This window comes from Arthrobacter sp. GW460-12-1-14-TSB2 (assembly GCF_059423525.1).
This window is the reverse complement of sequence record NZ_JBWKYC010000028.1, coordinates 1-24,151: the sequence shown is the minus strand read 5'-3', so window position 1 is coordinate 24,151 and position 24,151 is coordinate 1. Positions and strand designations below refer to the sequence as shown.

Genomic DNA, 24,151 nt, shown 5'->3' with positions numbered 1-24,151 from the left:
CAGGTTCCTACTACCCCGGAGCGCGCCATGGAAACCGAATTCGCCACAGTCGCCGGCCATGATGTCACCACCATCACCTGTGTCTGCGGAAACACCGTCAGCGACGAGGGGCTGATCCAGGCCAACTCTGAAGGCATGCCCGTCCACCTTGGCGAGGGCACCCCCGTGCCGGAGGGACTCGCGGCATGGCCCGGGGATGAGGACCTTTACACGCTGTGCCCTGCCTGCGGCCGGGTCTACCACGACACCGTCATTGAAGAGACCGGAACCGCACCTGTGGCCTTCACGGTGGATGTGGCGGCCGGTCCCATCGCCGAAGCGATCCGCCTGCACTGGGAGCTCGACACCTAACTCATCGACAATCAAATTCCGCGGGAATAGCCTTGAACCGTCCGAGAATTACCCGACGACGAAGACGGGAAGGTACCCGAAATGGGAACCCAGGAGAATGTTGAACTGGTCCGGCGCGGATACGAGGCATTCAGTGCAGGCGATATGGCAACCCTTGGCGAAATGTTCGCGGAGCACGCAGTCTGGCACGTTGCCGGAGACGGCGTGCTGTCCGGAAAGAAGGAGGGACGCGACGCCATCCTGGCCTATTTCGGTGAGCTCGGAACGCGTTCCGGAGGCAACCTGAAGGTGACCGTTGAGGAGATCATCGGCGGGGAAACCAACACCGTTGCGGTCCAGCACAACCGAGCAGAGACCGGCGGCCGGTCCCTGGACCAGGACGGCGCAATCGCATTCCGGGTGGCTGACGGCAAGATTACCGAGGCGCGGGAGTTCTTCCAGGACACTGCGAAAGGCGACGCATTCTGGGGCTAGCCGGAGCTACTCCGAAATCCGACCCGGTACTTCTGCACCTTCGGCGCTGCGGCTGGCGATTCAGTCCGTCTGCCCCACCTGCCAGACGTTGTTATCCCGGCACGAGTCCGGCTTGGTCACTCGTACGTGGCAAGCGGCGAGGACGGATACGGCGGCGACGACGGCGTGGAGGTGCTTTGGGGCCCCGGCGCACTCGTGCTGGCCGGATCTGAGGCTCCGGCCGAACCGCAGCCCGATACTGCGGTGGCCGCGGCTGCCAGCATCAGAAGCACCGCGGCTGCCCGGGCACGGGCTTGGGCGCGGTTCCGGGACAGCCCGGCATCACCATAAGCAATGTCACCAAAGAAGGGCATGCCTTCATCATGGCACTGCAGACACGGCGGTCACAGAAGCCCCGGGTCAGATCTGCTTGAGCGCCTGCTCCAGGTCGCGGATGAGGTCCTCGACATCCTCGAGCCCAACCGACAACCGGACCACACCGTCGCTGAGCCCGATGGCCGCTCGGCCTTCCGGCCCCATGGCGCGGTGCGTCGTGGTGGCCGGGTGGGTGATGAGCGACTTGGCATCGCCCAGGTTGTTGGAGATGTCGATGATCCGCAGCGCGTCCAGCAGCGCAAAGGCCGCCTCCTTCGCCGTGCGGCCCGCCGACGGCGAGAGCTCCAGCGTGAGCACGGTGCCGCCGGCCTTCATCTGCTTGGCGGCCAGCTCGTACTGCGGGTGCGACTTCAGCAGCGGGTATTTGACCCAGCTGACAGCCGGCTGCTCCTCCAGCCATCCGGCCAGGCGAAGCGCGGAGGCGGAGGAGTGGTTGACGCGCAGGGCCATGGTCTCCAGGCCCTTGGTCAGCACCCAGGCGTTGAATGCGGACAGTGCAGGCCCGGTGTGGCGCATGAGCTGCTTGACCGGGCCGTCTATGAACTCCTTGGTGCCGAGGATGGCGCCGCCGAGCACCCGTCCCTGGCCGTCGATGTGCTTGGTGCCGGAGTACACAATCACGTCCGCGCCGAGCTCGCCGCAGCGCTGCAGCAGGGGAGTGGCAAAGACGTTGTCGACGACGACCGTCGCCCCGGCCGAGTGGGCCAGTTCGCTGACCGCGGCGATGTCCACGATCTCCTGCATCGGGTTCGACGGCGACTCGAAGAAGACCGCCGTCGTCGGCTCCGCCAACGCGGCCCGCCATTGCTCCAGGTCCGGGCCGTCCACGAACACCGTTTCCACGCCCCAGCGGGGCAGGATCTCATTCAGGATCACAAAGCAGGAGCCGAACAGCGAGCGGGCAGCCACCACGCGGTCGCCCGCGGCCAGCAGCGCACCGAGGGCAGTGAAGACGGCGGACATGCCCGACGCCGTCGCAAAGCACGCCTCCGTGCCCTCGAGCAGCCGGAGCCGCTCCTGGAACGTCGCCACCGACGGGTTGCCGTAGCGGGAGTACACGAACCGTTCGTCTTCGCCCGTGAAGGCGCGTTCGGCGGCTGCCGCGGATTCATACACGAAGCCGGAGTTGAGGAAGATCGGCTCAGCCGTCTCCTGGAAGTTGGTGCGGTCAAGGCCGCCGCGGACAGCCTGGGTGTCGGGGTTCCAGCCGGCGGCGTCGGGATTGAAAGTCACTTAGTTCTTTCCGAGGTTGGTGGGTAGTCCGCGGTTCTTCCAGCCGTTGACGGTGCGCTCGCCATAACGGTCCGGTTCGCCTTCAAAGCCTTCGAGGACGTTGTAGGCCGTGAAGCCGGCCTGCGTGGCGGCGATTGCCGCGGCGACCGAGCGGACGCCGGAACGGCAGAGGAACACCAGTTCGACGCCGGTGTCCTCCGGTGCCTGCTGCTTCAGCTGGCGAATGAAATCCGGGTTGGGGATGCCGCCGGGGAAGGTCCACTGGATGAAGAGGGGATCGTTTTCGGTGGCTTTCGTGTCCGGGATGCCGATGTGGGCCCACTCGCCTTCGGTGCGGACATCCACCAGGACTGCGCCCTGTTCCAGCTTGGCCCAGGCGTCCTGGGGGCTCAGGTCTCCGGCGTAGCTCATGCGTGGCCCTCGAAACCCTCGCCGGGGAAGTCGAGGTCAAACTCAAGTTCGTCCACGGCGGTTGCCACCGCGGCGTCCGAGCTGGCGATGGCTGCGGGCAGGACCACGGCCTGCGCCACGATCACGCTGGTGCCGTTGAACGTGGCCGCCGGGCTCCCGTGCAAAACATAACCATCGGCCAGCGCTGCGGAGATGCGCTCGCAGAAGGAGCGGTCATCGGGGCCGGTGATGAGCCGGTAGGCCAGCTTTTCCTGGGGCAGGTCCTGGGCCGGTAGTTCCTGGCCGGCGGCGGCCGGAGCCAGTGGGGCGGGTGCGTCAGACACGACGGATCTCCTTCTCTCACGCTTGCAGCTCGAATGGGTCGATATGCCGAGTATTCACCTGAGGCACCCCGCCGTGGAAGGAGGGTTGCCGACCGGCCAGTCAGGGCTTGGCACCGGTTCTCATTACTCCCCAAAAACGTAACACTTACGACGGCGGCCTGCACCGCCGTCGTCGTCATCTTCCGTAACGGGACACGGCTGAAAGCGGCGCTGCGCCCTGTTTCCAGTGACCCGTGCGTGACCCCATCTTGCGGTTACAAAAGACCCTGCCGGGAGGATAATGACGGGAGATGAACCGCTGTAACGCCGGATGAAATCAGGCAGCCGTGAATGGATCGAACGGGAATACAGTCAGTCCCATGCTGCACTTCGGTTGGTTTGTGGGTCACGGCTTCGGCGTCCAGGGCTGGGGCACGCCAGGCTACGGCATCGGCTACGACTGGAAAAAGCCCGCCCTGTACCAGCATGCCGTGCGCGAATTCGAGCGGGCCGGGCTGGACCTGTTCATCATCGAAGACTCCCTCACGGTGCCGGACACCTACGGCGGCAGCGCCGAGGTGTCGCTGGCGCAGGCGTCGTTCGCGCCCAAGCACGATCCGCTGGCACTGGTGCCGTACCTGCTCTCCGCCACGGAACACCTGGGCATTGTTCCAACAGTCAGCGCCTCCTTCTACCCGCCGTTCACCGCGGCGCGGCTGCTGGCCACGCTGCAGCATTTCTCCAACGGCCAGGTGGGCTGGAACGTGGTGACCTCCGGCAGCGACCTGGCCGCGCAGAACTACGGCCTGGACCAGCAGATCGAGCACGACCTCCGCTACGAGAAAGCAGAGGAATTCGTGGACGTGGTGCGCAAGCTCTGGCGCAGCTGGGAGCCGGACGCCATTGTGGAGGACGCGGACGCCGGTATCTTCGCGGACCACACGAAGGTCCACCCCATCAACCACGACGGCGAGTTCTTCAAGGTCCGCGGACCGCTGAACACCGCGCCGCTACCCGAGGAACCGGTGCTGGTGCAGGCCGGGGCATCCCCGCGCGGTAAGGCGTTCGCGGGTGCCAACACGGACGTCGCCATCGCGCTGGCCAGGGGTGCGGACGGCATGAAGGCCTACCGGGACTCGATCCGGGCCGAGGCGGCAGCGGCAGGGAGGAACCCCGACGACGTCAAGGTGCTGTTCGTCCTCAAGCCCACCGTGGTTGGGTCCCGGGCAGAAGCGGACGAACTCCGGGAGCAGCGGCGCCGGCTCACGCAGCGCGACATCGACAGCCAGCTGAACTCCATCTCCTATCTCTCCGTCATCGACTTCAAACAGTTCGACCTCGACGCCCCGCTCCCTGAACTCACCACGAACAGCAACCAGGGCACCCTGGATCACTTCACCAAAGCCGGTCCGCCCGGCTCCACGCTGCGCCAGCTCCTGCAGGCGCGCAGCGGCGGCGCCGGGGACAGCATCATCGGCACCGCCGAGGACATTGCGGACTACCTCGAGGAGACAGGGGCCACGGTGGGCGGAGACGGGTTCCTGTTCTCCGGCTTCGTGGACCCGGCCACCGTTCACGGGGCGCTGGACCGCCTGGCGCCCGTGCTGCGGCGCCGCGGGCTGCTCCGGACAAGCTACGGCGACGGCGGCTTCCGCCGGAACCTGCTGGACTTCTAGTCCGATGGGCAACGGCAGCGGCAACTTCCTGATCGGTACGGCGCACCTGCGTGCCAGGGACATCGCCGAGGCCGCGGCTGACCCGGCCGTGAAGTTCGTCCTCAGCACGGACGCCCTGGAACTGATCGGGCGCTCGCGCGAGGTGGTGGAGCAGGCCATCGACTCCGGCCACCGCGTCTACGGCCTCAATACGCTGCTGGGCTCCGGGCGGGACACCGCTGTGGAAGAGAAGTCGATCCTTGCCTACCAGGTTCAGGTGGTGCGGTACCACAACAGCGGCGTGGGGGACCTGCTGGGCGCCGACGAGGTCAGGGCCGTGATCCTGGCGCGGCTGGTGGGCTTCAGCCGCGGCGGCTCCGGAGTCCGGCCGGAAACAGCCCGCTTCTACGCTGACATGCTCAACCGGGGTGTGGTCCCCGCCATCCCGCGCGAAGGATCCGTAGGTTCCGCCGACCTCACCCACCTGGCCGCAGTGGCCGCCGTCGCCATCGGGGAGGGCCAGGCTGTCAGCGCGGACGGGCAGCTGGTGACCGGCGGGCAGGCGCTGGCCGACGCCGGGCTGGCTCCGCTGGAACTGGCGCCCGGCGAGGCCCTGGCCCTGGTCAGCTCCAACTCCTATTCCATCGGTGTCGGCGCGCTGGTGCTGCACCGCATACTGCGGCTCGCCGATCTTGCCGACACGGCGCTCGCGCTGTCGCTTGAGGCGACGGCAAGGCATGACGGCGGGGGCAACCTCAGCCCGTTTTCGCCAGCGGTGCAGGCTGCCAAAGCCGTGCACGGTCAGGCGGTCACGGCGGCCCACGTGCTGGGGCTCCTGGAGGGCGGCTGGCTGGAGGACCACACCCGGGAGGTTTCCGTGCAGGACGCGCTGTCCTTCCGGGCGGCGCCCCAGACCCACGGTGCTGTCCGGTGGCAGGTCACTTCTCTGGAAGATGCCCTGGAGGTGGAGCTCAACGGCCGGGGCGACAACCCGCTCACCGACGTCGGCTCCGGGCGGATGGTGTCCGGCGGGAACTTCCAGCCCATGCAGCTGGCCCTGGCCTTCGAGGCGCTGCGCCTGGGACTGGCCCATCTGGGGATCAGCAGCGAACGCCGGATTGCCAAGCTTTACCCGCCGCAGCGCCGGATCCGCCAGCGGCACCTCGAGGCTGCCAGGAACGGAGCCACGCTGGAGCCCGAAGAACTGCCCGGGCTGCTCTGGTATTCGGCGGCCGGCCTGCTGTCCGAGCTTAAGGTCCTCGCGGCGCCGGCCACGCTGGGGGCGCCCACGCTCTCCGCGGACATCGAAGACCACTCCACCCTGGCGCCGCTGGCCCTCCAGCTGCTGGAGCGTTCCGTGGACGCCGCCGGGAAGTTGCTCGCGATCGAGGCTCTGACCGCCGCGTACCTGCTGGGCGGGGCGGAAGCCCGTGCGGTGCGGCCGCTCGGAAAGGGGACTGCCGCCGTCGTCGCCCGTCTGTCCGGCCTCCTGGCCCGGCATCTGCCGGCGGCAGCGCTCGTAGAACAGGCATCCGTAGAACTGGACGGCTTCCTAGGCACCGGCTTCCTGGCCGCCGCATTCGACGGCGGCCCCGCCGGCAGCACGGAAAGGCAACGATGAGCATCATGACAGGCAGGCACGCGGTTCAGGCTGCTGATGTTGCGGCGGACGCCGCAGCTGTCCTGGCGCAGGTGGGAAACACGCCGCTGGTGCCGCTGGATGTCCTCTCCAAAGGCCTCGGCAGCACGGTGTACGTCAAGCTCGAATCGGATAACCCGGGCGGCTCCATCAAGGACCGGACGGCACTGAGCATGGTCCGCGCGGCTGAGCGCAGCGGTGAGCTCCGGCCGGGGGCAACCATCGTGGAGAGCACCTCGGGGAACACCGGGATCGGGCTGGCGCTGATCGGTGCATTGACCGGGCACCCTGTGGTGGTGGTCACCGGGGACACCATCTCATCCGAGAAACTCGCCGCGCTGCACCGTTACGGCGCCAGGGTGGTGGTGACGGACTGGGCCGCGCCGTCGGAGTCGCCGGAGAACGCACGGGCCGTTGCAGCGCGGATCACCGCCGAGAACCCGGGCGCCTGGCGGCCCCAGCAGTTCGACAACCCGGCAAACCCGCGGGCCCACTACGAAGGGACCGCGCCGGAGATCTGGCAGCAGACGGCCGGGAAAGTGACCCATTTCGTGGCCGGAATCGGCACGGGCGGAACCATCAGCGGCAACGGCCGGTACCTGAAGGAAAAGACCGGCGGCCACGTCGAGGTGATCGCCGCGGATCCCGTTGGTTCGGTGTACAGCGGGGGCCATCCCGGGGAGATCCTGGTGGACGGCGTGGGGAACTCCTGGCCGGAAGCCGAATGGCCCAAAATCTTCGACCGCAGCGTCGTGGACCGCTTCCTCCGCGTTCCGAACAACGAGGTGTACACCACGGAGCACCGGCTGCTGAACGAAGAGGGCCTGTCCCTCGGGCCCTCCTCCGGGCTTGCCGTGGCCGCCGCCCTGAGGGTGGCGCGCGCCGCGCCGCATGGCTCGGTGGTGGTGGCAATAGCGCCCGACGCCGGCAGCAACTATTTGAGCAAGGCTTTCAACCCGGTGTGGCTGGCAGATAACCACATCCATCTGGCAGCGGAATTCGTGGAGGAATAGGCCGCGTGCTTAGCATTACGACTCGGATACAGCTACAGACAGACAGACCGGTCTCGTTGTACGCTTTTGAAACGTTCGTGGTTCCCGCATCCGCGAATCGGCATGCGGTGTTTTCAAGGACGGGTCCCGGGCTCAGCCGGGACCAGCACTTATAAAGGAATAAACCATGTCAATGGATGAGACTTCTTTTCCAGCATTGACCGATGGGGAAACGACTGCGTACCGGGGACCCCAGTCGATCCCGCCTTCGGACGTGAGTGACCCGACGATCCGTGGCCAGGCGTGGAACATCATCGAGTCTGTACTGGATGACGCCACTCCGCAGAGCGAGTGGGCGCGCGAACAGTTGCGCAGCCGGATGGAATCGAACCCGGGGAATCCCGAACGCGCCCTCCTGGAACATTTGATGGCCACGCGGAGCATCACGGGCCAGGATTCGGACGACTCTGAGGCCAACCTGCCCAGCCCTGACCTGCCCGTGCCCGATGAGGACTACGGCGCTACAGTGCTGTTCACCCGCCGGAGCAGGCGCCGCATAGAGGCCATTCTCGGTGACAGGATGCTCCTCACCGCGTTCCAGCCCATCCACGAACTTTCCACCCGTGACGTCATCGGTGTTGAGGCACTGACACGGTTTGTCAGCGACGACGGCGCCAGCGCGGATCACTGGTTCAACGAGGCAGCGGCCGTGGGCCTCGGGCCCGACCTTGAATTTGCCGCGCTGCAGGCAGCCCTGGTGGCCGCAGAGCAGTTGCCGGAGAACGTCTACGTGGCGCTCAACCTCTCACCGGCCACCTGCCTTGACCCGCGGCTCCGGGCGTTCGTGGAGCACTCCCGGCTGGCAATGGACCGGCTCGTCATTGAGCTGACAGAGCGGCTGGCCGAGGACGAATACGATCCTGTCGTTACGGCACTTGCACCGCTCCGGCTACGCGGACTCCGGGTGGCTGTTGACGGCGCCGGCGCGGGTTTCGGCTCGATGAGCCAGGTCAAGCACCTCAGCCCGGACATCATCAAGCTCGACCGCAACCTCATTGCGGGAATCGACCATGCGGCGGGCCAGAAAACCCTGGGCGCAGCCATGGTGGAGTTTGCCCGGCAGATCGGCGCGGACCTGGTTGCGGAAGGGATCGAAACCCAGGCCGAGCTGACCGCGGTCATGGACCTGGGGATGGCCTTCGGGCAGGGGTACCTCCTGGGCCGCCCATCGGTGCAGCCGCTGGACTGGGCAGCCTGGCGGACCGCCGCCGACGAGGAAGCCTTCACCTCGGGGTCCGGCGGCCCGGCCAACTAGACGCTCTCGCAGTTCCTGCTGTTCATAACGGGACGCCCTGTCGCTTCCTGCTGCCTGGGCCGGGGCGCTCAGGAAATGAGCGAGCGTCGGTATAGTGCCCGCTATGGATGACAAAGCAACTCTGCACAGCTACCTGCGCACCCGGCGTGCGAACCTGCTCGCCAAACTCGACGGGCTGGACGAGTACGACGCGCGGAGGCCACTGACGCCCACAGGTACCAACCTGCTCGGCCTGGTCAAGCATGTGGCCAGCGTGGAACTCGGTTATTTCGGCGAGGTCTTCGGGCGGCCGGCACCGATGGACCTCCCGTGGCTTGACGACGATGCCGAGCCTGACGCCGACCTGTGGGCGCCCGCGGACGAGACCCGGGAGCAGATCATCGAGCTCCACCATTTTTCTGCCGCGCACAGTGACGCCACCATTGACGCGCTGCCGCTGGACGCGCCAGGGGTGGTTCCGTGGTGGCCGGAGGAGCGGAGGCACGTTTCCCTCCACCAGATCCTGGTGCACATGTGCGTGGAAACGGCGCACCACCTGGGCCACGCGGACATCCTCCGTGAGCTCATCGACGGTTCAGCAGGCCAGCGGCCCGGCGACCCCAACCTGACGACGCGCACTTCGGAGGAATGGGCAGCGCACTGCGCCCGCATCGACGCGGCAGCCCGCGCGGCCGCAGACCAGGTGAGAGAGCGTCCGGGGGAAGGCGACGAAAGGTGAGAGAGCGTTCGGGGGGTGGGAGCTCTACTCGATCGTGGCGAACAGCTCGTTGAGTTCGTCGGTCAGCTGCTTCCGCAGGGCGGGTGTGCCGATTTCCTTGCCGTCGATGTGGTTCACGGGGGCCAGCAGCCGGATGCTGGAAATAAGCCACACTGCGTCGGCGTCGAAGAGGTCTCGCGGTTCCAGCGGACCGTAGCCGAGCTCCCAGCCCGCGGCCTTGGCGGCGGCAAAGAGCGCGCCCTGCGACGTGCCCGGCAGGATGCCGCTGTCCAGCTGTGGTGTGATGAGGCGGCGCACCGTGCGGGTGCCGCCGGCGCCGTCGTCGGACGTGTCAAGGTGAGCCAGCAACACGGTGGACGTGGGGCCTTCAAGGACGCGGCCGTCGGACGACGTGAAGATGACGTCGTCCGCTCCCTGGTTGTGGGCGTGGCGTAGGGCCGCCATGTTCACCGCGTAAGAGAGCGTCTTGGCGCCGAGCAGCAGCCAAGGTGCCCGTTCGCCCACTTCGCTGTCGTAGCCGCGGTCCAGGAGGATGACGTCGATCCCGGTTTCGCGCTGCCTCCGGCCTGCCGCCGGGACCGCCGAAGCCTGAACCCAGCACGTGGGGGCTGCTCCGCCCTCGGCGCCGCGGGTGCAGATCAGCTTCACCACCGTCTCGTCCTCCGCCGGAGTGGTGGCGGGATGCTGGGAGCGGTATTCGGCCACCGCCGTCGCGATGGCCCGGCGCCAGGTGTCCTCGGCGGGGATGGCCAGCTCCAGCGCGCGCGCCGAACCCTGCAGCCGCCGCAGGTGGGCGTCGAGCTTGCGCGGGTTTCCGCCCACGGCCAGCATGGATTCAAACACACCGTCGCCCCGGGTGGCACCCTGGTCCGTGGCCATCAGCTGCGGCTGTGAAGCATCGGCAATCCGGCCGTCGTCGAAGCGGGGATCAAGGAACACGAGAACGGTGGCCGGGGCAGCAGGAGTCATGCCTCAAGCTTATCCTCGGCCCTGGATGCCGGCCGCGGGATAGGCTGTGCTGGATGCCTTTCCGGAACCGGTCCGGCGGGGGAATAACCGTGGGAGTCTGTCTGTGTTGTGGCCGTTTCCGCTGGTGGGCACCGCGCCTTACTGGCTCGTGCTGGCGTTGAGCATTGTTGACCTGATAATCCGGGTGCTGGCGCTGGGCATCATTCCTGGCAACCGCCGCCCTACCACGGCCATGGCCTGGCTGCTGGGGATCTTCTTCGTGCCCGCTCTCGGCCTGATCCTGTTCCTGCTGTTCGGAAACTTCAAACTCTCCCGCAAGCGCCGGGCCCAGCAGGATGCCGTGAACAAGCGGGTCCGCGCCGGGACGTCCCAGCTGGCCGCCGTCGAAAGCGAGTACGACGGCCCGGAATGGGTGGCCTCGGCAGCCGAACTGAACAAGACCCTCGGTTCACTGCCCATGGTGGACGGCAACAGCGTGGAGCTGCTGCCCGGGTACCCCGACTCCATCAAGGCCATGGCCGCCGCCGTCCGTGAGGCCAAAGAGTTCGTCAACGCCGAGTTCTACATCATGAGCACGGACCACATCACTGACGACCTTTTCACGGCCCTGGAAGAGGCGGCGGAGCGCGGGGTCCAGGTCCGTGTGCTGTTCGACCACCTCGGCACCCTGCGGATCAAGGGCTATCGGAAGCTCATCAGACGCCTCAAGGCAAGCAAGATCCAGTGGCGGCCCATGCTCCCGCTGAATCCCGTCCACGGCCAGTGGCGCCGTCCCGACCTGCGCAACCACCGCAAAATCATGGTGATCGACGGCGAAATCGCCTTCACGGGCTCGCAGAACCTGATCGAGCCCTCCTACAACAACCCCCGGCACCGCAAAGTGGGACGCGAATGGGTGGAGCTCATGGCCTGCCTGCGCGGACCGATTGTCACCACACTCAACGTGGTCTTCGCCACCGACTGGCTCAGCGAGACGGACGAGTCCCTGGAGGACCAGCTGGCCCACCGGCCGGAGTCGGCCCCGGGCGCCGTGACCGCCCAGGCCGTGCCCAGCGGCCCCGGCTTCATCACCGAGAACAACCTGCGACTCTTCAACACCCTCATCTACTCCGCCCAGCACAAGATCTCCATCTGCAGTCCGTACTTCGTCCCGGACGATTCGCTGCTTTATGCGGTGACGACGGCGGCGCAGCGGGGCGTCGACGTCGAACTTTTCGTCTCGGAAAAGGGGGACCAGTTCCTGGTCCACCATGCACAGCAGTCGTACTACGAGGCGCTGCTGGAAGCGGGCGTCCGGATCTACCTGTACAAGGCACCGTTTGTGCTGCACGCCAAGCACTTCACCATTGACGACGAAGTGGCCGTCCTAGGGTCCAGCAACATGGACATGAGGTCCTTTTCGCTGAACCTGGAGGTTTCGGTGATGCTCCTGGGCGCCGACATCGTGGCCAAGATGCGCGCCGTGGAAGACACCTACCGGGGCATTTCCCGTGAGCTGACGCTCGAGGACTGGATGGAGCGGCCCATGGCCGTCAAGTACGTGGACAACGTCGCCCGGCTGACGGCCACCCTGCAGTAGCTCAGCCTGCCGCGGTCAGCCTTCCGGAAACTCCGCGCCAAGCGCAGAGAGGACTCCGTACGCCTTGGTGCGGATTTCGTCGTACTCCTCCTGCGGGGAGGAATCCGCCGTGATGGCACCGCCGACGCCGAGGCTCAGTTCCGAGCCGCCTGCACCATCCGGGCGGATCACCAGGGTCCGGATGGCCACCGCCGTATCCATCGCCCCGCTCAGCGAAAAATAGCCGATGGCGCCCGAATAGACCCCGCGCGGCGCCTCTTCCAAACGGTCCAGGATGGCCATGGTGCTGATCTTCGGCGCCCCCGTCATGGACCCTGCGGGGAAGCATGCGGCCACCGCTTCGGCGCGCGGCAGCCCGGGTTTCAGTTTCGCATCGATGGTACTGACCATCTGGTGGACCGTGGCATAGCTTTCGATGGCGCAGAGCCTGCTCACGGTGACTGATCCGGCTACGGCGAAGTGGCTCAGGTCGTTGCGGAGCAGGTCCACGATCATGATGTTCTCGGCCCGGTCCTTGGGCGAGGCCTCCAGCTGGCGCCGCAGCTCCTCGTCCCGCGCGGGTTCCGCGGCCCTCGGGCGGGTTCCCTTGATCGGCTCGGCGCGCATGGCGCCGTCGGCCGCTATCCGCAGGAAACGCTCCGGTGATGTGCTGGCCACCGTCAGCTCGCCGAACCGCAGGTAGCTGGCGAACGGCGCCGGGTTCTTCCGGCGCAGGGCAAGGTACGTCGCCCAGGCGTCCAGCCCCGGTCCGGCGGGATCGGCGGGAACGTCGGCGCTGACGGCGGTTGTGAGGCAGACCTCGTAGGTGTTCCCCTCGGCAATTTCATGCTGCGCGTCGGCGATCTTGACCTTGTATGCGGTTTCGGTGTCGCGGCCCGTGAACACCGGAGCGGGCTTGGTTCCGGTGCGGACGGCAGTCTCCATGGCGCCTCCGACGGTGCCGACCCCGACGGCGGTGCCTCCGACGGCGGTGCCTCCGAGAGGATCGGCAGTCGCTGCCGCCGTGACCGCCGAGCGGGCCAGTGCCAGCCACTCCGCGGTGTCGGGGGCCTCCAGGGCGAGGAGCCACACGCTGCCGTCGCGGTGGTCCAGGACCACGGCGCGGCCCGCGAAGATCATGGCGGCGTCGGGGGTTCCCGACGAAACGTCGCTGCCGCCGGTTTCGCGCTTGAGCTCGTAGCCCAAATAGCCCAGCCAGCCGAGGGTGAATTCGCAGGCGTAGCCCTCCGGCGGGCGGAGCGCGCGGCGGCCCCAGACACCGTCGAGCCAGCGGAAGAACGGCCCGGCGGTGGCCACCGTGGCGGTGCCGATGGTCAGCCGGGTTACGCCGGAACGGTGCCGGACGTCCTGGCCGAACCTGCCGCCGTCGTCCGCCAGAATGCTGAAGCGGCTGCGTTCGGCGGGCGTCCCCTCCGTCCGAAGCGAGGAGTCCAGCCACACCGCGCGTGGCGAGCGGCCGTAGAGGGTGTGGAAGAGCCGGGCGGCATCAGGCACGCAGTCCAGCCGCTCGGCATGCAGCTGAAGGCCGAGGCGTGCCGAGAGCTCCGGCAACAGCACTGCGGCGAGGGCCGGCAGGTGCAGGAGCGCCTGGAGGACGTCGTCCTGGGCGGTGCCGTCGGCCCGGTTGAGCACCCGGATCTCGGCAAGGTCCGGCACCGGATCCGTTGCCAGCCACTCATCCTCCTGCGCGGCCCACTGGTCCCAGAAGGGTTCGTAGGTGCTGCCGTCGCGTGCCAGCGCCCGGGTGCGGCGGTCGTCGTTGGAAGATTCCGACCAGATCACGGCGTCCAGCATCGGGCGGGCGGATGCCGCGGCTGCTCCCACGCCCTCCACGATCACGATCTCTGCCGGCAGTGTTGTGCGCGCCTGGCCGTCGTAGTGCTTCTCCCAGTCCCAGCTGACCCAGTCAGCAGCTTCGCCGCGGCTCAGCGGAGCGAGCACGGTGGTGACATAGCGCTCGATGCCCGCCGCCAGCCCGTTCCAGCCGGGATAAACGTCCTCCAGATGGAACAGCGAGACCTTGTGGTGCTCCCGCAGCCGGGCGGCAAGCTCGATCGCGAGGGTGGTCTTACCTGCGCCGGACCGGCCATCGATGGCAATGATCACGGGTGCAGGGGTCATGAAATAGAGCGTACCTGCTGCCCGGACCAGTTCTGTTGCTGCAGTTCCTGCCGGGCATGGTCCACGATTCCGGGAACGGCAGCCTTGATGAGGTCCCAGGTGACGTCAAAGTCCGCATGGCCGCCGTACCAGGGGTCTTCGATGCCCTGGTCCAAGAGGTCACGGCCAGCCACTGCCGGATCAAAGCTGCGCAGCATCCGGATCCGGGCCAGCGCCTCGCCGTCAGGGGCCGTCGCCCGCAGCCAGCCGTAGTGGTCCACGTCCAGGGCGAGGATCAGCTGGCGGTCACGGAACCACTCGGGGCGCCACTCCCGCGCAATGTGCCGGTCCGAGGTGAGTTGGTGGGCCGCCAGTTTGCGGGCGGCGCGGGGATCGATGGGACGGCCGGACTCATAGGCTGTGGTTCCGGCTGAATCCACGACGACGGTGCCGGCGAGCCCCGCTGCTGCGAAGGCCTCGGCCAGCATCAGCTCGGCCATCGGGGACCTGCAGATATTTCCGGTGCAGACCGCGATGATCCGGTATGGGCTCGACATTGAGGACATGGAGCAAGCATGGGGGATGGTGGCCCCTCTTGGCTAGTCACGGGCCGTCCGCATTACGGACGGGTCATTATTGTTTCGGTTTTTGTCACATCCGGCGGGATTCGGCCGCGTGCGGGAACAGATTGAGTGGCATCTCAGTTATCAGTATGAGGAAAGAAAAATGAGCACTACATGTACTGCACTGGTCATTCCGGTCCGGTTGGGCGACGCCCTGAGGACCGTGGCCATTGATGCGACTACTGACACCCTCCAGCAGCTGGTGGGGGGACACCTTGAATCCGTCAGCCGCGGCGACTGGCACGTCTACCTCAACGCCGAAGGCCACCTGATGAACTTGCCGCCGAACATCCGCGCTGCCCAACTTATCCGCGAGGCGGGGCTTGACCTGTCCGATGCCGCCCGTGGCACCGCTGTGTTCCTGGGCCGGACTGAGCGCGGCGGCGAAGCGGACGTTCCGGAGCACTTGCTGCGGCGGGCCGCCGAAATGTTCGGATCCCCGCTGGCTGCCTGAGCCGGATGCCTGCTCAGAAGCCAATCAGGCGCGCGGCCAGCGCGTAGATCCCCCAGATGCCGGCGGCCAGGAGAAGGCCGAGATAGCCGAGGACAAGCCTGGTGTCGCGCAGGTAGCAGTTCGACTTCTTCAGGCCCCTCCGGCGTGCTTTCCAGTAGCCTGCGAACCCGATGGCCGCGAACACAGCCAGGGCCACAGGACCGGTCAGCCAGCCCAGCAACGCGATCGTGGCGAAGATGCAGAGGCGGAGCGGATCGAACGGCGCGGCGTCCTGCGGGATGCCGTCCCGGTGGGGCACCAGCTGCGAGGGCAACGGTCCGGCCGCGATGCGCCGGGCGTCCGAATCGGAACTCATCATCAGCCTCCCCGGAGCTGACGCACCGGGAGCAGCTGCTGACCCGTGGCGGTGCTCATCCGTTGCTTGGACAGGGCCGGCCACGCCTGCACTGCGCAGAACGGGGCGCACTGGTGATCGCCGGCGTCGCTCTTGGTTCCCACGTGGACGCAGCATTGCGTGAGCCGTTCTTCGATCATGGTGGAAATGTCCATGAACGGTTTCACCATGATGCGGGTGACGCGTTCGGCGAGGAGCCTGCGCAGTCGCTGCTGCTGGCCCGGGAGCTTGCCGGCTGCCAGGGTGGTGAGCGTCCCGATGCCGAGGTCGCACTGCGTGCAGATGTTCTTCCAGAGGTCGGCCGTCCGAGGGTGGGACAGCGATGACTGTTCGCTCAGCAGGTCGAGCAGCGATGACTTCATGAGGCTGCGCAGCTCGAGCGGGATCGCGCTGTCGGCGATGCGGTTGGCGATGCTGTCGGGGTTGAGCTCCAGCCAGGCCAGCAGCTGGTCGTGCCCGATGAGGGCGGTCAGCGACCGCCAGACCCCGGAATCGTCCTTCAGCATGTAGCCCACGGACGCGCAGTGCGGATGCGAGCACGGAAGAGCCGTCAGGTCATGCCACGAGACCACACCGTTGGTTTGCCCGGCCAGCCGTGCAAGGACACCCGTGTGGGTGAGCCGGTCCACGGGGTCGATGCCGTGGCCGCGGCCGGAACCGAACACGGGCTGCAGGGCGACACCACCCACGAACGGGGTCTCCAGCGCCCGCATGACGACGTCGCCCACCTCGCCGTCGTTGACACCAAGGGTTGCCGTCATGGTCAGGGTCGTGAAGACGCCCGCCTCGGACAGGCGCGAGATTGCCGCATCCTTGTAGCGGGTCAGATCTCCCCCGCGGTGGTGGATCGACGCTTCCTTGGAGGGGCCGTCGTATTGGAGGTACACCTCCACCCGGTCGCGATGCTTCGTCAGCAAGGCGAGCAGGTCGTCGTCGGTCGCGATCAACATGCCGTTGCTGTTCACCATGATCCGGACGATCGGCCGTGCAACCAGCTCCTCGAGCAGTTCGGCAAGATGGGGATACAGCGTGGGCTCGCCGCCGGACAGCATCAACACATCAAGGCGCCCGTTCTCGCGGGCCAGCCGTGTATCCACATTCGCGAGCACCTCAGTGAGCGGCGCGACCCCCTGCAGCTGCGGGCCGGACGAGGTGAAGCAGGTGGGGCAGCGCAGATTGCAGTGCTCGATGATGTCCTGCAAAAGGATGCACGTGTGCTGGGTCTGCATGGCGGGAAGTCCATAGGCGTACGCCTCGGGCACGGGCCGGTAGTTGTCCGCCTGGTCGGGGACATGCTGTTTGGTGGGTGCCTGCCATTTCTCCAGGTACCGCAGGATTTCGGGGGATTCGTCGTACAGGGTGCGCACCAGGCCGTGGTCGGGGCAGCCGCGTTCGAGCCACACGCGGTCGTCACGGACAAGCAGCACCCCGGACAGGCGCCGCACCTGGGCGAGCGGCGGGTTTGTCTCGTGGCAGCGGGGACAGAACGCCGTGACATACCGGTGGATGCGGTCACCGCGCAGCGGTTGTCCAGGGCCGGGCAGCGCCTGCCGGGAAGAGAACGAGGACGGGTTCATCTCAGGCTCTCATCTGCGCGAGGAATCCGACGCAGATCCCACCGCCGAGCAGGGTGAAGACTCCCAGTCCGATAAGCAGCCCCGCACCCAGCCGGGACGTGCGTGGCCGGACCGCCAGCACAACGGCCACCGCCAGATACACGGCGATTGGTATGAACGCTGCAGGCCCAGCGAGGAAGGTCTTGTACCCTTCATCCGGAGCGATACCCAATGTTGTCCCGAAATAGAGGGCATACAGGGCGGGAACCCCCAACAGGATTCCGAGTCCCATAGAGCCGCGCTTTGGCTGTTGCGGCGGCCCGCCCTGGTATTCCGGCGGGGGTGGGTTCCGGGGAACGTCGGGGTTGTCCTCGCTCATGCCACTCTTCCCTTCAACTCAGAACGGATCGGTTTCCCGAACACCCGCCGCATCCGCCAGGCCAACAGCGGGAGGACCGCCAGCAGGAACCACTGGGGGCGGCTCATCCCCAGCCAGAGCACCTCGTTGCCGCGGACAAACTCCACCCCGAACCTGAACAGCGCGTAGGAGGTCACGTAACAGATGAAAAGGTCCCCGGGGTGCGCGAGGCGATCGCGAAAGCGCCACATGACGGCGAACGCAATGGCATGGAACACGATCTCGTACGCAAAGGATGGATGGAGCCCTGCTCCGGCGGGCCCGCCGATCAACGCAGCCTGCCCGGGCGTGAGTACGATTCCCCACGCCCCGCCGGTCGGAGTACCCGGCAGTTCGGTGAGGAGGCAACCGACCCGCCCGAGAACCATCGCCAGTGCGACGGCGGGAGCCAGCAGGTCGCCGGTGGACTCACGGTAGCCGGTCAGCCGCTTGCCCAGATGGACTCCGAACCAGGCGCCCACCAGGCCCGCGAGGATGCTGCGGTCGCCACTGCCCCACCAGTCCGCCAGGGAAACCTGCGTGGAAACATCCCAGGTGAGGACGCGGGATCCGATGGCCCCGAACGCTACAGCGAAGCCTGCGATGGGCCATAGCCGGGGATCCGTGAGGCCGCGGCGGCGCTTTTCATGGGCGTAAAACAACAGGGCCGCGACAATGCCCAGCCCCGTCAGAACGCCGTGCACAAGCCCATCTCCCGCGAAGGGAAGCCCGATCATGAGCAGAGTGTAACAGCGGGGGCTCAGGCTGCTTTGACCACGGGAAGCTCGTCCCAGTGAGTCGTGTATCTAGGCGAGAGCATGGTGCGTTGCATGGACCAGTCCGGGCCTCCCCGGATGCCTGCGTGTCCCAGCCCCACGGAACCCCTGCCGTACCGGCGGGTGATGTCTTCCAGCAGCGGTCCGATGCCGCGTTCCTCGTGCGGGTTCGCAAATGCCGGCAGCGGCGACTGATGCCCCGTGGGCCTCAGGTCGGTGACCATGATGCCCGCACGGACGTATCTGGTGCCTTCCTGGATCCGGGGCAGGAGGGTGTGCGAGGCGCGGGTCAAAAGCACGGGATCCGCGGTGGGCATCGGCAGCGTCACGCAGACCGAGGGATAGGACGTGTCCTGGGGGTTGTAGTGCGACGTGCCCGCGAACGCCGTGAGGACCTTGGCCTGCAGATTGTGCTTGGCCAGGCGTGCACTGGCTTGCTGTCCATAAACACTCATGACCTGCCTCAGGTCCGCCGCGGCGGTGATGGGTGTTGCAAAAGACCGGCTGAAGATGAGCTGGTCACGGCCGATGCGTTCCTCCTCCAACGGGATGCACGGAGTGCCCTGCAGTTCCAGCACCGTCCGCATCAGCACAACGGAGAAGCGGTCCCGGATCCGCACCGGATCGGCGCGGGCGAGGTCAAGGATGGAGTGGATGCCCATCCCGTTCAGGCGCTTGGTGAGCCGGGTGGCCACGCCCCAGAGCTCGATGACGGACAGCCGGGCCATCAGTGCTTCGCGGGCAGGTGCCGGCATGGAGTCCCAGTGGCACACGCCGTTGAGTCCCGGGTTGTTTTTCGCCCATTTGTTGGCCAGCTTCGCGAGCGTCTTGGTGCCGGCTATTCCCACGCAGACCGGGACTCCGACGTTGCGGCGGACAGCGGACTTGATGGTTTGTCCGAGCCGCAGCAGTTCGTCCGGAGTGCCTTTGACTCCCAGGAAAGCTTCGTCGATGCTGTAGACCTCCAGCCAGGCCGAGTAGCGGGACAGCAGCTCCATGACGCGGGCGCTGATATCCCCGTACAGCTCGTAGTTGCTGGATTTTGCCACCAGTCCCCATTCCTTGGCGCGGGGAGCGATCTTGAACCATGGTTCTCCGACGCTGATCCCAAGTGCCTTGGCTTCGGGGGACCGGGTGACGGCGCAGCCGTCGTTGTTGGACAGGACTACCAGGGGGCGGCCTTCGAGCGATGGGTCGAATGCCCGTTCCGCGGAGGCGTAGAAGCAGTTGACGTCCACCAGGGCGATCTGCCGGATGGTGCCCGTTGCCCGCGTCTCATACCTTTCCGGCGTCTCAGACATGGTGCAGGCAGCGGGTGGCCACGCCCCAGATGACCAGGTCAGACAACGCTGGAACCCGGAGGTCCGGATACCGGGGGTTGTCCGCCTGAAGCAGTACTCCGGATGCTGTGATCCTGAGCCGTTTGATGGTCAGCTCGCCGTCCAGGACAGCAATGACCACCGAACCGTCTGTGGGGCGGAGGGCGCGGTTGACGATCAGTTCGTCGCCGTCGCTGATCCCGGCTCCTTCCATCGAATCCCCGGACACCCGCACGATGTACGTGCTGGTGATGTCTTTGATGAGGTGTTCATTGAGGTCGATCCTGCCGTCAAAGTAGTCCTGCGCGGGCGAGGGATAGCCCGCTGCGACCGGCACCGGGGAGATCAGCACCGACAGCAGGGACGCGCCCGCCTCTATCACGCGGGGACCGATAACTATGCCCACAACACACCCTTATTCGAATATATGTTCGATAAGTTCAGTGTAGACCCTGGCCCGGACTCCTGCCCGTCCGGTTCAGTCCGGGCGCGTCACGTTAGGCGATATCAATCCAGTAGCGGCGTTTGCCGTTGCGGGTGTCCTCGTAGGCGCCGCCGTTCTTTTCGATGGTCGCCCGGGAGCCAGCGTTACTGACATCGCACGTGAGCAGGACCCGTGGGATTCCCAGTTCCCGGGCCATCGGCAGGGCGTGGGCCAGCGCACTGGCTGCGTGGCCGCGACGCCTTGCGGAAGGCCGTACGCTGTAGCCGATGTGCCCGCCCTCGTTGAGGAGGAAATCGTTCAGTTCGTGCCTGATGGCCAGCGAGCCAAGGAATGTGTCGCCCTCGACGATCCACAAGTACGTGCAGGGCACGTGCCCAGGCTTCCGCGGGCTCTCCGGCAAAGCATCCGCTACGAGCGCATCGACAAAGCGGCGGAACGACCCGGCGTCCCTGAGCTCGTCCAGGGGCCAGTCCTCCGCGCCGCCGCCGTCCCGCCGGGCGCCGTCGAACTCTGCGGATCCCTCCAGCCAGGAGGATTGGTAGCTTACGTCCGGAGCGATAAGGAGAGGCATCACAAGATCGTATTCGACTGCCACCGCAACGTCCGCTAACTGACGTTCGGCGATTGGGCGTGAGCGCTTCAGCGGGTTACCCGATAGCGCACGTGGGTGACAAGGCTGGTCCCGCTCACTTCCGTCGGCTCAAGGTTGAGGTTCCCGATGCCGTCCAGCAGCCGCTCGCCTGCTCCCAGGACAATGGGTGCGATGTGGAGGCGTAGTTCGTCGATCAGCCCCGCTGAAAGATACTGGCGGGCGGTCTGTGCTCCGCCGGCAATGGCGATGTCCTTGCCGCCGGCGGCCTTCCGCGCCTGGTCCAGCGCCGATTCGATCCCGTCGGTCACGAAGTTGAACGTCGTCCCGCCCTGCATCTCCAGAGGCTCGCGTGGATGATGGGTCAGTACGAATACCGGTGCGTGGTAGGGCGGCTCCTCGCCCCACCATCCCCGCCAGTCCTCACCCCACGCCCCGGGCCCGGGCCCTGCGAACATGTTCCGTCCCATGATGAAGGCGCCTGCCGCGAGGATGCCTTCGCGCGCCGCTGCGTTGGACTCGGCTTCTTCGAACTGCCACCTGTGCAGGAGCTCTCCGCCCTCGCCCAGCGGTTCCGCCAGGCTTTGGTTCGGTCCGGCGAGGAACCCGTCAAGGGAGATGGTCAGATCGCATGTGACTTGGCTCATTCGCCAATGCTACTGGCGGGTGCCAGTAGACGCGATGGTGCGCCCCCGCGCAAAGGCCCCCGCCCGGAAATATCCGGGCGGGGGCCTTTGCGGTTCAGGCCAGACGGCCCGGGTTAGCGGGCCGAAGCCGACTGCAGCGACGCTTCCCGGGCGGCCCAGGCGGCGTAGCTGCCGTCGAGCTCCACGACGTCGTACCCGGCGTGGCGCAGCGTGCTGGCCGCTACGGAGCTGCGGACGCCGCTCTGGCAGTAGGTCACGATGGTGCCGCCCGTGGGGAGCTGGTCCAGGTTCCAGAGCACCCGGCCGCCGCTCAGCTGCTTGGAACCGGGGATGTGCCCGGCCGTGTGTTCGGTACGGTTGCGGACGTCGAGGACAACTGCGGCGTCGAAGCCTTCGAGTTCCTCGGGCTGGACCAGGCGCGGCGTCGCTGCGGGCAGCCCGTCGATGCTGGTCACGTAGCCGCCCACGTTGTCGATTCCGACGCGGACCAGGTGGTCCCACATCTCCTGGGCCTGCTCCTGTCCCGAAGCCAGCAGCACCAGCGGGCGGCTGTCCCGTTCCGGGTCAACGGCCCATGCGCTGAAGCTCGCAACGGACTTGCCGGCGGGGATGTTCAGGGCGCCTGCCACGGTGCCCTTGTGCACCTCGGTGTTGGGTCGGGTATCCACGAAGGTCAACTTGTTTGCCGCCAGGTCACGGGCGACGGCGGCAGTGTCCAGTTCCGCGAGCGGGGCGCGTTCGCCCATGACGGCCGGGCCCTGGCGGTTCTGGCGCTTCATGCGGCCGAAGTAGGCGTGCGCGTCCGGCTGTCCGTCGAGCAACTCGTCGATGAAGCCCTGCTCGTCGTTGGCGGCCAGGTAAGGACCCCACCACGCGTACAGCCGTTCGTAGCCGACCGTCGACGACGGGATGGCGCCGAGGGCCTTGCCGCAGGCGCTGCCGGCGCCGTGCCCCGGGTAGACCTGGACGAAGTCGGGCAGTGTAAGGAACTTGTCACGGAGGCTGGTAAACAGCTGCTTCGCGCCTTCGAAGCGGGTGTCCACGCCGCCTGCGGCCTCATCCAGGAGGTCGGGGCGCCCAAGGTCGCCGGAGAACACGAAGTCGCCGGAAAGCAGGTATCCGGGTTCGGCGCTGAACGCGCCGTCGGTGATCAGGAAGGACAGGTGTTCCGGCGTGTGTCCCGGGGTGTGGAGGGCCTGGACGGTGATGTTGCCGATGGTGATCTTGCTGCCGTCGAACAGGCGCTCGCCGTCGAACCCGTACTGCCAGTCCGGGCCGCCTTCGCCGGAGACGTAAATTTTGGCGCCCGTTGCGGCAGCCAGTTCGCGGGTGCCTGAGAGGTAGTCGGCGTGGATGTGGGTCTCCGTGACAGCCACAATCTTCATGCCGTTGGCTGCGGCGAGGGAGCGGTAGGTGTCGATGTCACGGCGGGCGTCGACAACAACTGCCTCACCCTTCCGCTGGCAACCGATGAGGTAGCTGGCCTGGGCGAGGTCTTCGTCGTAGATGCGCTCGAGAAGCATGGGGTTCTCCTTCGTGAAAGTTTGTGGGGTTCCTGGCTGGTTCCCCGTTGGTCTACTCAAAATCATAATACCCCTGGGGGTATATTCAAAATGGTCTGCCGCCGTGGTTTCCCAACCCTCAGCGGGTGGCGCGGGCACGCCATTTCGCTGGCTTTTCCACTATCGATACCCACGGTCCGGTCGTCAGGACTGCTGCCGCGCTGCCTTCGCGCGAAGTGCGGCCATGTCCAGGTTCTTGACGCCTTGGATCACCTGTTCCAGCCCTGCCGCGTTGAGGGCGCCTGGCTGGGAGAAAACCAGCGTCTTGTCCCGGAAGGCCATCAGTGTGGGGATGGACGTGATGCCGGCGGCGGCCGCCAGGGCCTGCTCGGCTTCCGTGTCCACCTTGGCAAAGGTGACGTCCGGGTGCTTCTGGGAGGCGGCGTCGTAGGTGGGGGCGAACATGCGGCAGGGGCCGCACCAGCCGGCCCAGAAGTCGATGAAGACAATGTCGTTGTCCTCAAGCGTCCGGGCAAGCGATTCTTCCGTGATGTCGATGGTTGCCATGGCTGAATTCCTTACGTGGGGCTGGCGGGGCCGGGTGGGGGTTGTGGCTGCGGATGAGGCAGGTCGGTTAGGCGGCGGGGAGTCCTGCCCGGCTCCAGGCGATCATGCCGCCGGCCATTGTGTCGGCGCTGAATCCGGCGGCATTGAGTGCATCTGCCACCCGGGCGCTGCGGTTGCCGCTGCGGCAGACCACAATGACGTGAACCTCAGGGTCCAGTTCGGACAGGCGGGCCTGCAGCTGCCCCATGGGGATGTGCAGGGCGCCGGGGATCATGCCGTCGATGACTTCGAAGTCTTCGCGGACGTCGAGGATTTGTGCACTGGCGCGCTGCTGCTCGGTTTCGGTGACGGTGATTTCTGCCATGGCGGGTTCCTTTCCGGAGTGTGTGTTGAGTGTTTAGCGGACCGGTTCGCCGGCCTGGCGCCAGGCCCCGATGCCGCCGCGGAGCGAATACGCCTCGTAGCCCTGGCCGGCGAGCAGCCGCGCGGCTGACGCCGAGCGGACTCCCGACTGGCACATCGCGACGACTGGCCGGCCCTTCTGCAGGCCGGGTGCGCCGGTCTGCAGCCTGTCCAGAGGCAGGTGCTTGGCCTGTGGTGCGTGTCCGCTCCGCCATTCCTGCGCGGAACGGACGTCAATCAGTACCGCCCGGGAGGCGAGGAGCTCCTTGGCTTCGGCCACTGAGACGGTTTTATAGGGTTTGCTGAAAGCCTTCTTCAGCGCGTCGATCAGGCCCATGAGGTTCTCCTTTTTGGGGTCGGGCGGGAT

Annotated in this window: 28 protein-coding genes and 1 riboswitch; of the genes, 9 read left to right on the top strand and 19 right to left on the bottom strand. The window is 66.7% G+C overall.

Annotated features, from left to right (window positions below):
* The first annotated feature begins 27 nt into the window (after positions 1 to 27).
* Positions 28 to 351 (top strand): hypothetical protein, encoded by a 324-nt coding sequence (locus tag AC07YR_RS21425; protein ID WP_028270955.1) that lies wholly within the window; start codon positions 28 to 30, stop codon positions 349 to 351.
* 81 nt (positions 352 to 432) lie between these two features.
* The gene (locus AC07YR_RS21420; RefSeq protein WP_436059011.1) at positions 433 to 825 is read left to right on the top strand and encodes a nuclear transport factor 2 family protein; all 393 of its coding nucleotides are present in this window, start codon (positions 433 to 435) and stop codon (positions 823 to 825) included.
* A 116-nt stretch (positions 826 to 941) separates the two neighbouring features.
* Here AC07YR_RS21420 and AC07YR_RS21415 read toward each other — a convergent pair whose 3' ends face one another.
* From AC07YR_RS21415 to AC07YR_RS21400, 4 genes are read right to left on the bottom strand one after another with little or no spacing between them, the layout of a single operon-like run.
* Entirely contained in the window at positions 942 to 1,178 is a 237-nt protein-coding gene (locus AC07YR_RS21415) for a hypothetical protein (protein ID WP_494735189.1), read from the bottom strand.
* A gap of 46 nt (positions 1,179 to 1,224) precedes the next feature.
* Positions 1,225 to 2,433: an O-succinylhomoserine sulfhydrylase gene (locus tag AC07YR_RS21410; RefSeq protein ID WP_055806999.1), complete on the bottom strand. Its 1,209-nt coding sequence runs from the start codon at positions 2,431 to 2,433 to the stop codon at positions 1,225 to 1,227.
* Positions 2,434 to 2,844, bottom strand: coding sequence for a rhodanese-like domain-containing protein (locus AC07YR_RS21405; RefSeq protein WP_494735188.1), 411 nt, complete (start codon positions 2,842 to 2,844; stop codon positions 2,434 to 2,436).
* Positions 2,841 to 3,146: a DUF1737 domain-containing protein gene (locus tag AC07YR_RS21400; protein ID WP_494735196.1), complete on the bottom strand. Its 306-nt coding sequence runs from the start codon at positions 3,144 to 3,146 to the stop codon at positions 2,841 to 2,843. Before AC07YR_RS21400 ends, AC07YR_RS21405 begins: the two co-directional genes overlap by 4 nt.
* Before the next feature lie 34 nt (positions 3,147 to 3,180).
* A riboswitch (SAM riboswitch) is annotated at positions 3,181 to 3,295 on the bottom strand.
* Between the two features lie 231 nt (positions 3,296 to 3,526).
* Here AC07YR_RS21400 and AC07YR_RS21395 point away from each other — a divergent pair.
* From AC07YR_RS21395 to AC07YR_RS21375, 5 genes are all read left to right on the top strand, one after another.
* The gene (locus AC07YR_RS21395) at positions 3,527 to 4,822 is read left to right on the top strand and encodes an NtaA/DmoA family FMN-dependent monooxygenase (protein ID WP_494735187.1); all 1,296 of its coding nucleotides are present in this window, start codon (positions 3,527 to 3,529) and stop codon (positions 4,820 to 4,822) included.
* A gap of 4 nt (positions 4,823 to 4,826) precedes the next feature.
* Positions 4,827 to 6,422 (top strand): aromatic amino acid ammonia-lyase, encoded by a 1,596-nt coding sequence (locus AC07YR_RS21390; RefSeq protein ID WP_494735186.1) that lies wholly within the window; start codon positions 4,827 to 4,829, stop codon positions 6,420 to 6,422.
* Positions 6,419 to 7,453: a PLP-dependent cysteine synthase family protein gene (locus AC07YR_RS21385; RefSeq protein WP_055806988.1), complete on the top strand. Its 1,035-nt coding sequence runs from the start codon at positions 6,419 to 6,421 to the stop codon at positions 7,451 to 7,453. The genes AC07YR_RS21390 and AC07YR_RS21385 overlap by 4 nt, the downstream gene beginning before the upstream one ends.
* A 166-nt stretch (positions 7,454 to 7,619) precedes the next feature.
* Complete coding sequence (locus AC07YR_RS21380) at positions 7,620 to 8,747, top strand: EAL domain-containing protein (protein WP_494735185.1); 1,128 nt, start codon at positions 7,620 to 7,622, stop codon at positions 8,745 to 8,747.
* 103 nt (positions 8,748 to 8,850) lie between these two features.
* On the top strand, positions 8,851 to 9,465 hold the full coding sequence (locus AC07YR_RS21375) for a DinB family protein (protein WP_494735184.1): 615 nt from the start codon (positions 8,851 to 8,853) through the stop codon (positions 9,463 to 9,465).
* A gap of 24 nt (positions 9,466 to 9,489) precedes the next feature.
* Here AC07YR_RS21375 and AC07YR_RS21370 read toward each other — a convergent pair whose 3' ends face one another.
* On the bottom strand, positions 9,490 to 10,434 hold the full coding sequence (locus AC07YR_RS21370; protein WP_494735183.1) for an aminodeoxychorismate lyase: 945 nt from the start codon (positions 10,432 to 10,434) through the stop codon (positions 9,490 to 9,492).
* Positions 10,435 to 10,537: 103 nt separating this feature from the next.
* Here AC07YR_RS21370 and cls point away from each other — a divergent pair, with 103 nt between their 5' ends.
* On the top strand, positions 10,538 to 12,013 hold the full coding sequence (gene cls / locus AC07YR_RS21365; protein WP_494735182.1) for a cardiolipin synthase: 1,476 nt from the start codon (positions 10,538 to 10,540) through the stop codon (positions 12,011 to 12,013).
* A 15-nt stretch (positions 12,014 to 12,028) separates the two neighbouring features.
* Here the strand turns inward: cls and AC07YR_RS21360 are convergent, their stop codons facing one another.
* Both AC07YR_RS21360 and AC07YR_RS21355 read right to left on the bottom strand, forming a co-directional pair.
* A complete protein-coding gene (locus tag AC07YR_RS21360; protein ID WP_494735181.1) occupies positions 12,029 to 14,134 on the bottom strand; it encodes a chorismate-binding protein in 2,106 nt (701 codons plus the stop codon).
* Entirely contained in the window at positions 14,131 to 14,679 is a 549-nt protein-coding gene (locus AC07YR_RS21355) for a low molecular weight protein-tyrosine-phosphatase (RefSeq protein WP_055806975.1), read from the bottom strand. The genes AC07YR_RS21360 and AC07YR_RS21355 overlap by 4 nt, the downstream gene beginning before the upstream one ends.
* 160 nt (positions 14,680 to 14,839) lie before the next feature.
* Here AC07YR_RS21355 and AC07YR_RS21350 point away from each other — a divergent pair, with 160 nt between their 5' ends.
* A complete protein-coding gene (locus AC07YR_RS21350) occupies positions 14,840 to 15,190 on the top strand; it encodes a DUF3846 domain-containing protein (RefSeq protein ID WP_436059000.1) in 351 nt (116 codons plus the stop codon).
* A 13-nt stretch (positions 15,191 to 15,203) separates the two neighbouring features.
* Here AC07YR_RS21350 and AC07YR_RS21345 read toward each other — a convergent pair whose 3' ends face one another.
* The 12 genes from AC07YR_RS21345 to AC07YR_RS21290 form a co-directional block, all read right to left on the bottom strand.
* Positions 15,204 to 15,545 carry a hypothetical protein gene (locus AC07YR_RS21345; RefSeq protein ID WP_494735180.1) on the bottom strand — a complete coding sequence of 114 codons (342 nt, stop codon included), beginning with the start codon at positions 15,543 to 15,545 and terminating at the stop codon, positions 15,204 to 15,206.
* Positions 15,546 to 15,547: 2 nt separating this feature from the next.
* Complete coding sequence (locus AC07YR_RS21340; RefSeq protein ID WP_494735179.1) at positions 15,548 to 17,161, bottom strand: radical SAM protein; 1,614 nt, start codon at positions 17,159 to 17,161, stop codon at positions 15,548 to 15,550.
* 1 nt (position 17,162) lies between these two features.
* Complete coding sequence (locus AC07YR_RS21335; protein WP_436058997.1) at positions 17,163 to 17,519, bottom strand: hypothetical protein; 357 nt, start codon at positions 17,517 to 17,519, stop codon at positions 17,163 to 17,165.
* Complete coding sequence (locus tag AC07YR_RS21330; RefSeq protein ID WP_494735178.1) at positions 17,516 to 18,274, bottom strand: prolipoprotein diacylglyceryl transferase; 759 nt, start codon at positions 18,272 to 18,274, stop codon at positions 17,516 to 17,518. Before AC07YR_RS21330 ends, AC07YR_RS21335 begins: the two co-directional genes overlap by 4 nt.
* 23 nt (positions 18,275 to 18,297) lie before the next feature.
* A complete protein-coding gene (locus AC07YR_RS21325) occupies positions 18,298 to 19,614 on the bottom strand; it encodes a Y-family DNA polymerase (RefSeq protein WP_494735177.1) in 1,317 nt (438 codons plus the stop codon).
* Positions 19,607 to 20,038: a LexA family protein gene (locus tag AC07YR_RS21320; RefSeq protein WP_436058994.1), complete on the bottom strand. Its 432-nt coding sequence runs from the start codon at positions 20,036 to 20,038 to the stop codon at positions 19,607 to 19,609. Before AC07YR_RS21320 ends, AC07YR_RS21325 begins: the two co-directional genes overlap by 8 nt.
* A gap of 91 nt (positions 20,039 to 20,129) precedes the next feature.
* Entirely contained in the window at positions 20,130 to 20,648 is a 519-nt protein-coding gene (locus AC07YR_RS21315) for a GNAT family N-acetyltransferase (RefSeq protein ID WP_494735176.1), read from the bottom strand.
* A gap of 68 nt (positions 20,649 to 20,716) precedes the next feature.
* Positions 20,717 to 21,313 carry a dihydrofolate reductase family protein gene (locus AC07YR_RS21310; protein WP_494735175.1) on the bottom strand — a complete coding sequence of 199 codons (597 nt, stop codon included), beginning with the start codon at positions 21,311 to 21,313 and terminating at the stop codon, positions 20,717 to 20,719.
* A gap of 113 nt (positions 21,314 to 21,426) precedes the next feature.
* The gene (locus tag AC07YR_RS21305) at positions 21,427 to 22,836 is read right to left on the bottom strand and encodes an MBL fold metallo-hydrolase (protein WP_494735174.1); all 1,410 of its coding nucleotides are present in this window, start codon (positions 22,834 to 22,836) and stop codon (positions 21,427 to 21,429) included.
* A 183-nt stretch (positions 22,837 to 23,019) separates the two neighbouring features.
* Complete coding sequence (locus AC07YR_RS21300; protein ID WP_494735173.1) at positions 23,020 to 23,382, bottom strand: thioredoxin family protein; 363 nt, start codon at positions 23,380 to 23,382, stop codon at positions 23,020 to 23,022.
* Positions 23,383 to 23,449: 67 nt separating this feature from the next.
* Positions 23,450 to 23,746 (bottom strand): rhodanese-like domain-containing protein, encoded by a 297-nt coding sequence (locus tag AC07YR_RS21295; protein WP_494735172.1) that lies wholly within the window; start codon positions 23,744 to 23,746, stop codon positions 23,450 to 23,452.
* A gap of 33 nt (positions 23,747 to 23,779) precedes the next feature.
* Complete coding sequence (locus AC07YR_RS21290) at positions 23,780 to 24,121, bottom strand: rhodanese-like domain-containing protein (protein WP_494735195.1); 342 nt, start codon at positions 24,119 to 24,121, stop codon at positions 23,780 to 23,782.
* Between the last annotated feature and the right edge of the window lie 30 nt (positions 24,122 to 24,151).

What these genes read in the sequence shown, in the direction of transcription:
- AC07YR_RS21380 (WP_494735185.1), top strand. Translation starts at nt 7,620, where the DNA reads ATGTCAATGGATGAGACTTCTTTTCCAGCATTGACCGATGGGGAAACG.
- AC07YR_RS21290 (WP_494735195.1), bottom strand. Translation starts at nt 24,121, where the DNA reads ATGGGCCTGATCGACGCGCTGAAGAAGGCTTTCAGCAAACCCTATAAA.
- AC07YR_RS21300 (WP_494735173.1), bottom strand. Translation starts at nt 23,382, where the DNA reads ATGGCAACCATCGACATCACGGAAGAATCGCTTGCCCGGACGCTTGAG.
- AC07YR_RS21420 (WP_436059011.1), top strand. Translation starts at nt 433, where the DNA reads ATGGGAACCCAGGAGAATGTTGAACTGGTCCGGCGCGGATACGAGGCA.
- AC07YR_RS21355 (WP_055806975.1), bottom strand. Translation starts at nt 14,679, where the DNA reads ATGTCCTCAATGTCGAGCCCATACCGGATCATCGCGGTCTGCACCGGA.
- AC07YR_RS21405 (WP_494735188.1), bottom strand. Translation starts at nt 2,844, where the DNA reads ATGAGCTACGCCGGAGACCTGAGCCCCCAGGACGCCTGGGCCAAGCTG.
- AC07YR_RS21315 (WP_494735176.1), bottom strand. Translation starts at nt 20,648, where the DNA reads ATGCCTCTCCTTATCGCTCCGGACGTAAGCTACCAATCCTCCTGGCTG.
- AC07YR_RS21305 (WP_494735174.1), bottom strand. Translation starts at nt 22,836, where the DNA reads ATGCTTCTCGAGCGCATCTACGACGAAGACCTCGCCCAGGCCAGCTAC.
- AC07YR_RS21390 (WP_494735186.1), top strand. Translation starts at nt 4,827, where the DNA reads ATGGGCAACGGCAGCGGCAACTTCCTGATCGGTACGGCGCACCTGCGT.
- AC07YR_RS21360 (WP_494735181.1), bottom strand. Translation starts at nt 14,134, where the DNA reads ATGACCCCTGCACCCGTGATCATTGCCATCGATGGCCGGTCCGGCGCA.
- AC07YR_RS21325 (WP_494735177.1), bottom strand. Translation starts at nt 19,614, where the DNA reads ATGTCTGAGACGCCGGAAAGGTATGAGACGCGGGCAACGGGCACCATC.
- AC07YR_RS21340 (WP_494735179.1), bottom strand. Translation starts at nt 17,161, where the DNA reads ATGAACCCGTCCTCGTTCTCTTCCCGGCAGGCGCTGCCCGGCCCTGGA.
- AC07YR_RS21335 (WP_436058997.1), bottom strand. Translation starts at nt 17,519, where the DNA reads ATGAGCGAGGACAACCCCGACGTTCCCCGGAACCCACCCCCGCCGGAA.
- AC07YR_RS21385 (WP_055806988.1), top strand. Translation starts at nt 6,419, where the DNA reads ATGAGCATCATGACAGGCAGGCACGCGGTTCAGGCTGCTGATGTTGCG.
- AC07YR_RS21295 (WP_494735172.1), bottom strand. Translation starts at nt 23,746, where the DNA reads ATGGCAGAAATCACCGTCACCGAAACCGAGCAGCAGCGCGCCAGTGCA.
- AC07YR_RS21375 (WP_494735184.1), top strand. Translation starts at nt 8,851, where the DNA reads ATGGATGACAAAGCAACTCTGCACAGCTACCTGCGCACCCGGCGTGCG.
- AC07YR_RS21415 (WP_494735189.1), bottom strand. Translation starts at nt 1,178, where the DNA reads ATGCCCTTCTTTGGTGACATTGCTTATGGTGATGCCGGGCTGTCCCGG.
- AC07YR_RS21345 (WP_494735180.1), bottom strand. Translation starts at nt 15,545, where the DNA reads ATGAGTTCCGATTCGGACGCCCGGCGCATCGCGGCCGGACCGTTGCCC.
- AC07YR_RS21395 (WP_494735187.1), top strand. Translation starts at nt 3,527, where the DNA reads ATGCTGCACTTCGGTTGGTTTGTGGGTCACGGCTTCGGCGTCCAGGGC.
- AC07YR_RS21330 (WP_494735178.1), bottom strand. Translation starts at nt 18,274, where the DNA reads ATGATCGGGCTTCCCTTCGCGGGAGATGGGCTTGTGCACGGCGTTCTG.
- AC07YR_RS21370 (WP_494735183.1), bottom strand. Translation starts at nt 10,434, where the DNA reads ATGACTCCTGCTGCCCCGGCCACCGTTCTCGTGTTCCTTGATCCCCGC.
- AC07YR_RS21350 (WP_436059000.1), top strand. Translation starts at nt 14,840, where the DNA reads ATGAGCACTACATGTACTGCACTGGTCATTCCGGTCCGGTTGGGCGAC.
- AC07YR_RS21425 (WP_028270955.1), top strand. Translation starts at nt 28, where the DNA reads ATGGAAACCGAATTCGCCACAGTCGCCGGCCATGATGTCACCACCATC.
- AC07YR_RS21310 (WP_494735175.1), bottom strand. Translation starts at nt 21,313, where the DNA reads ATGAGCCAAGTCACATGCGATCTGACCATCTCCCTTGACGGGTTCCTC.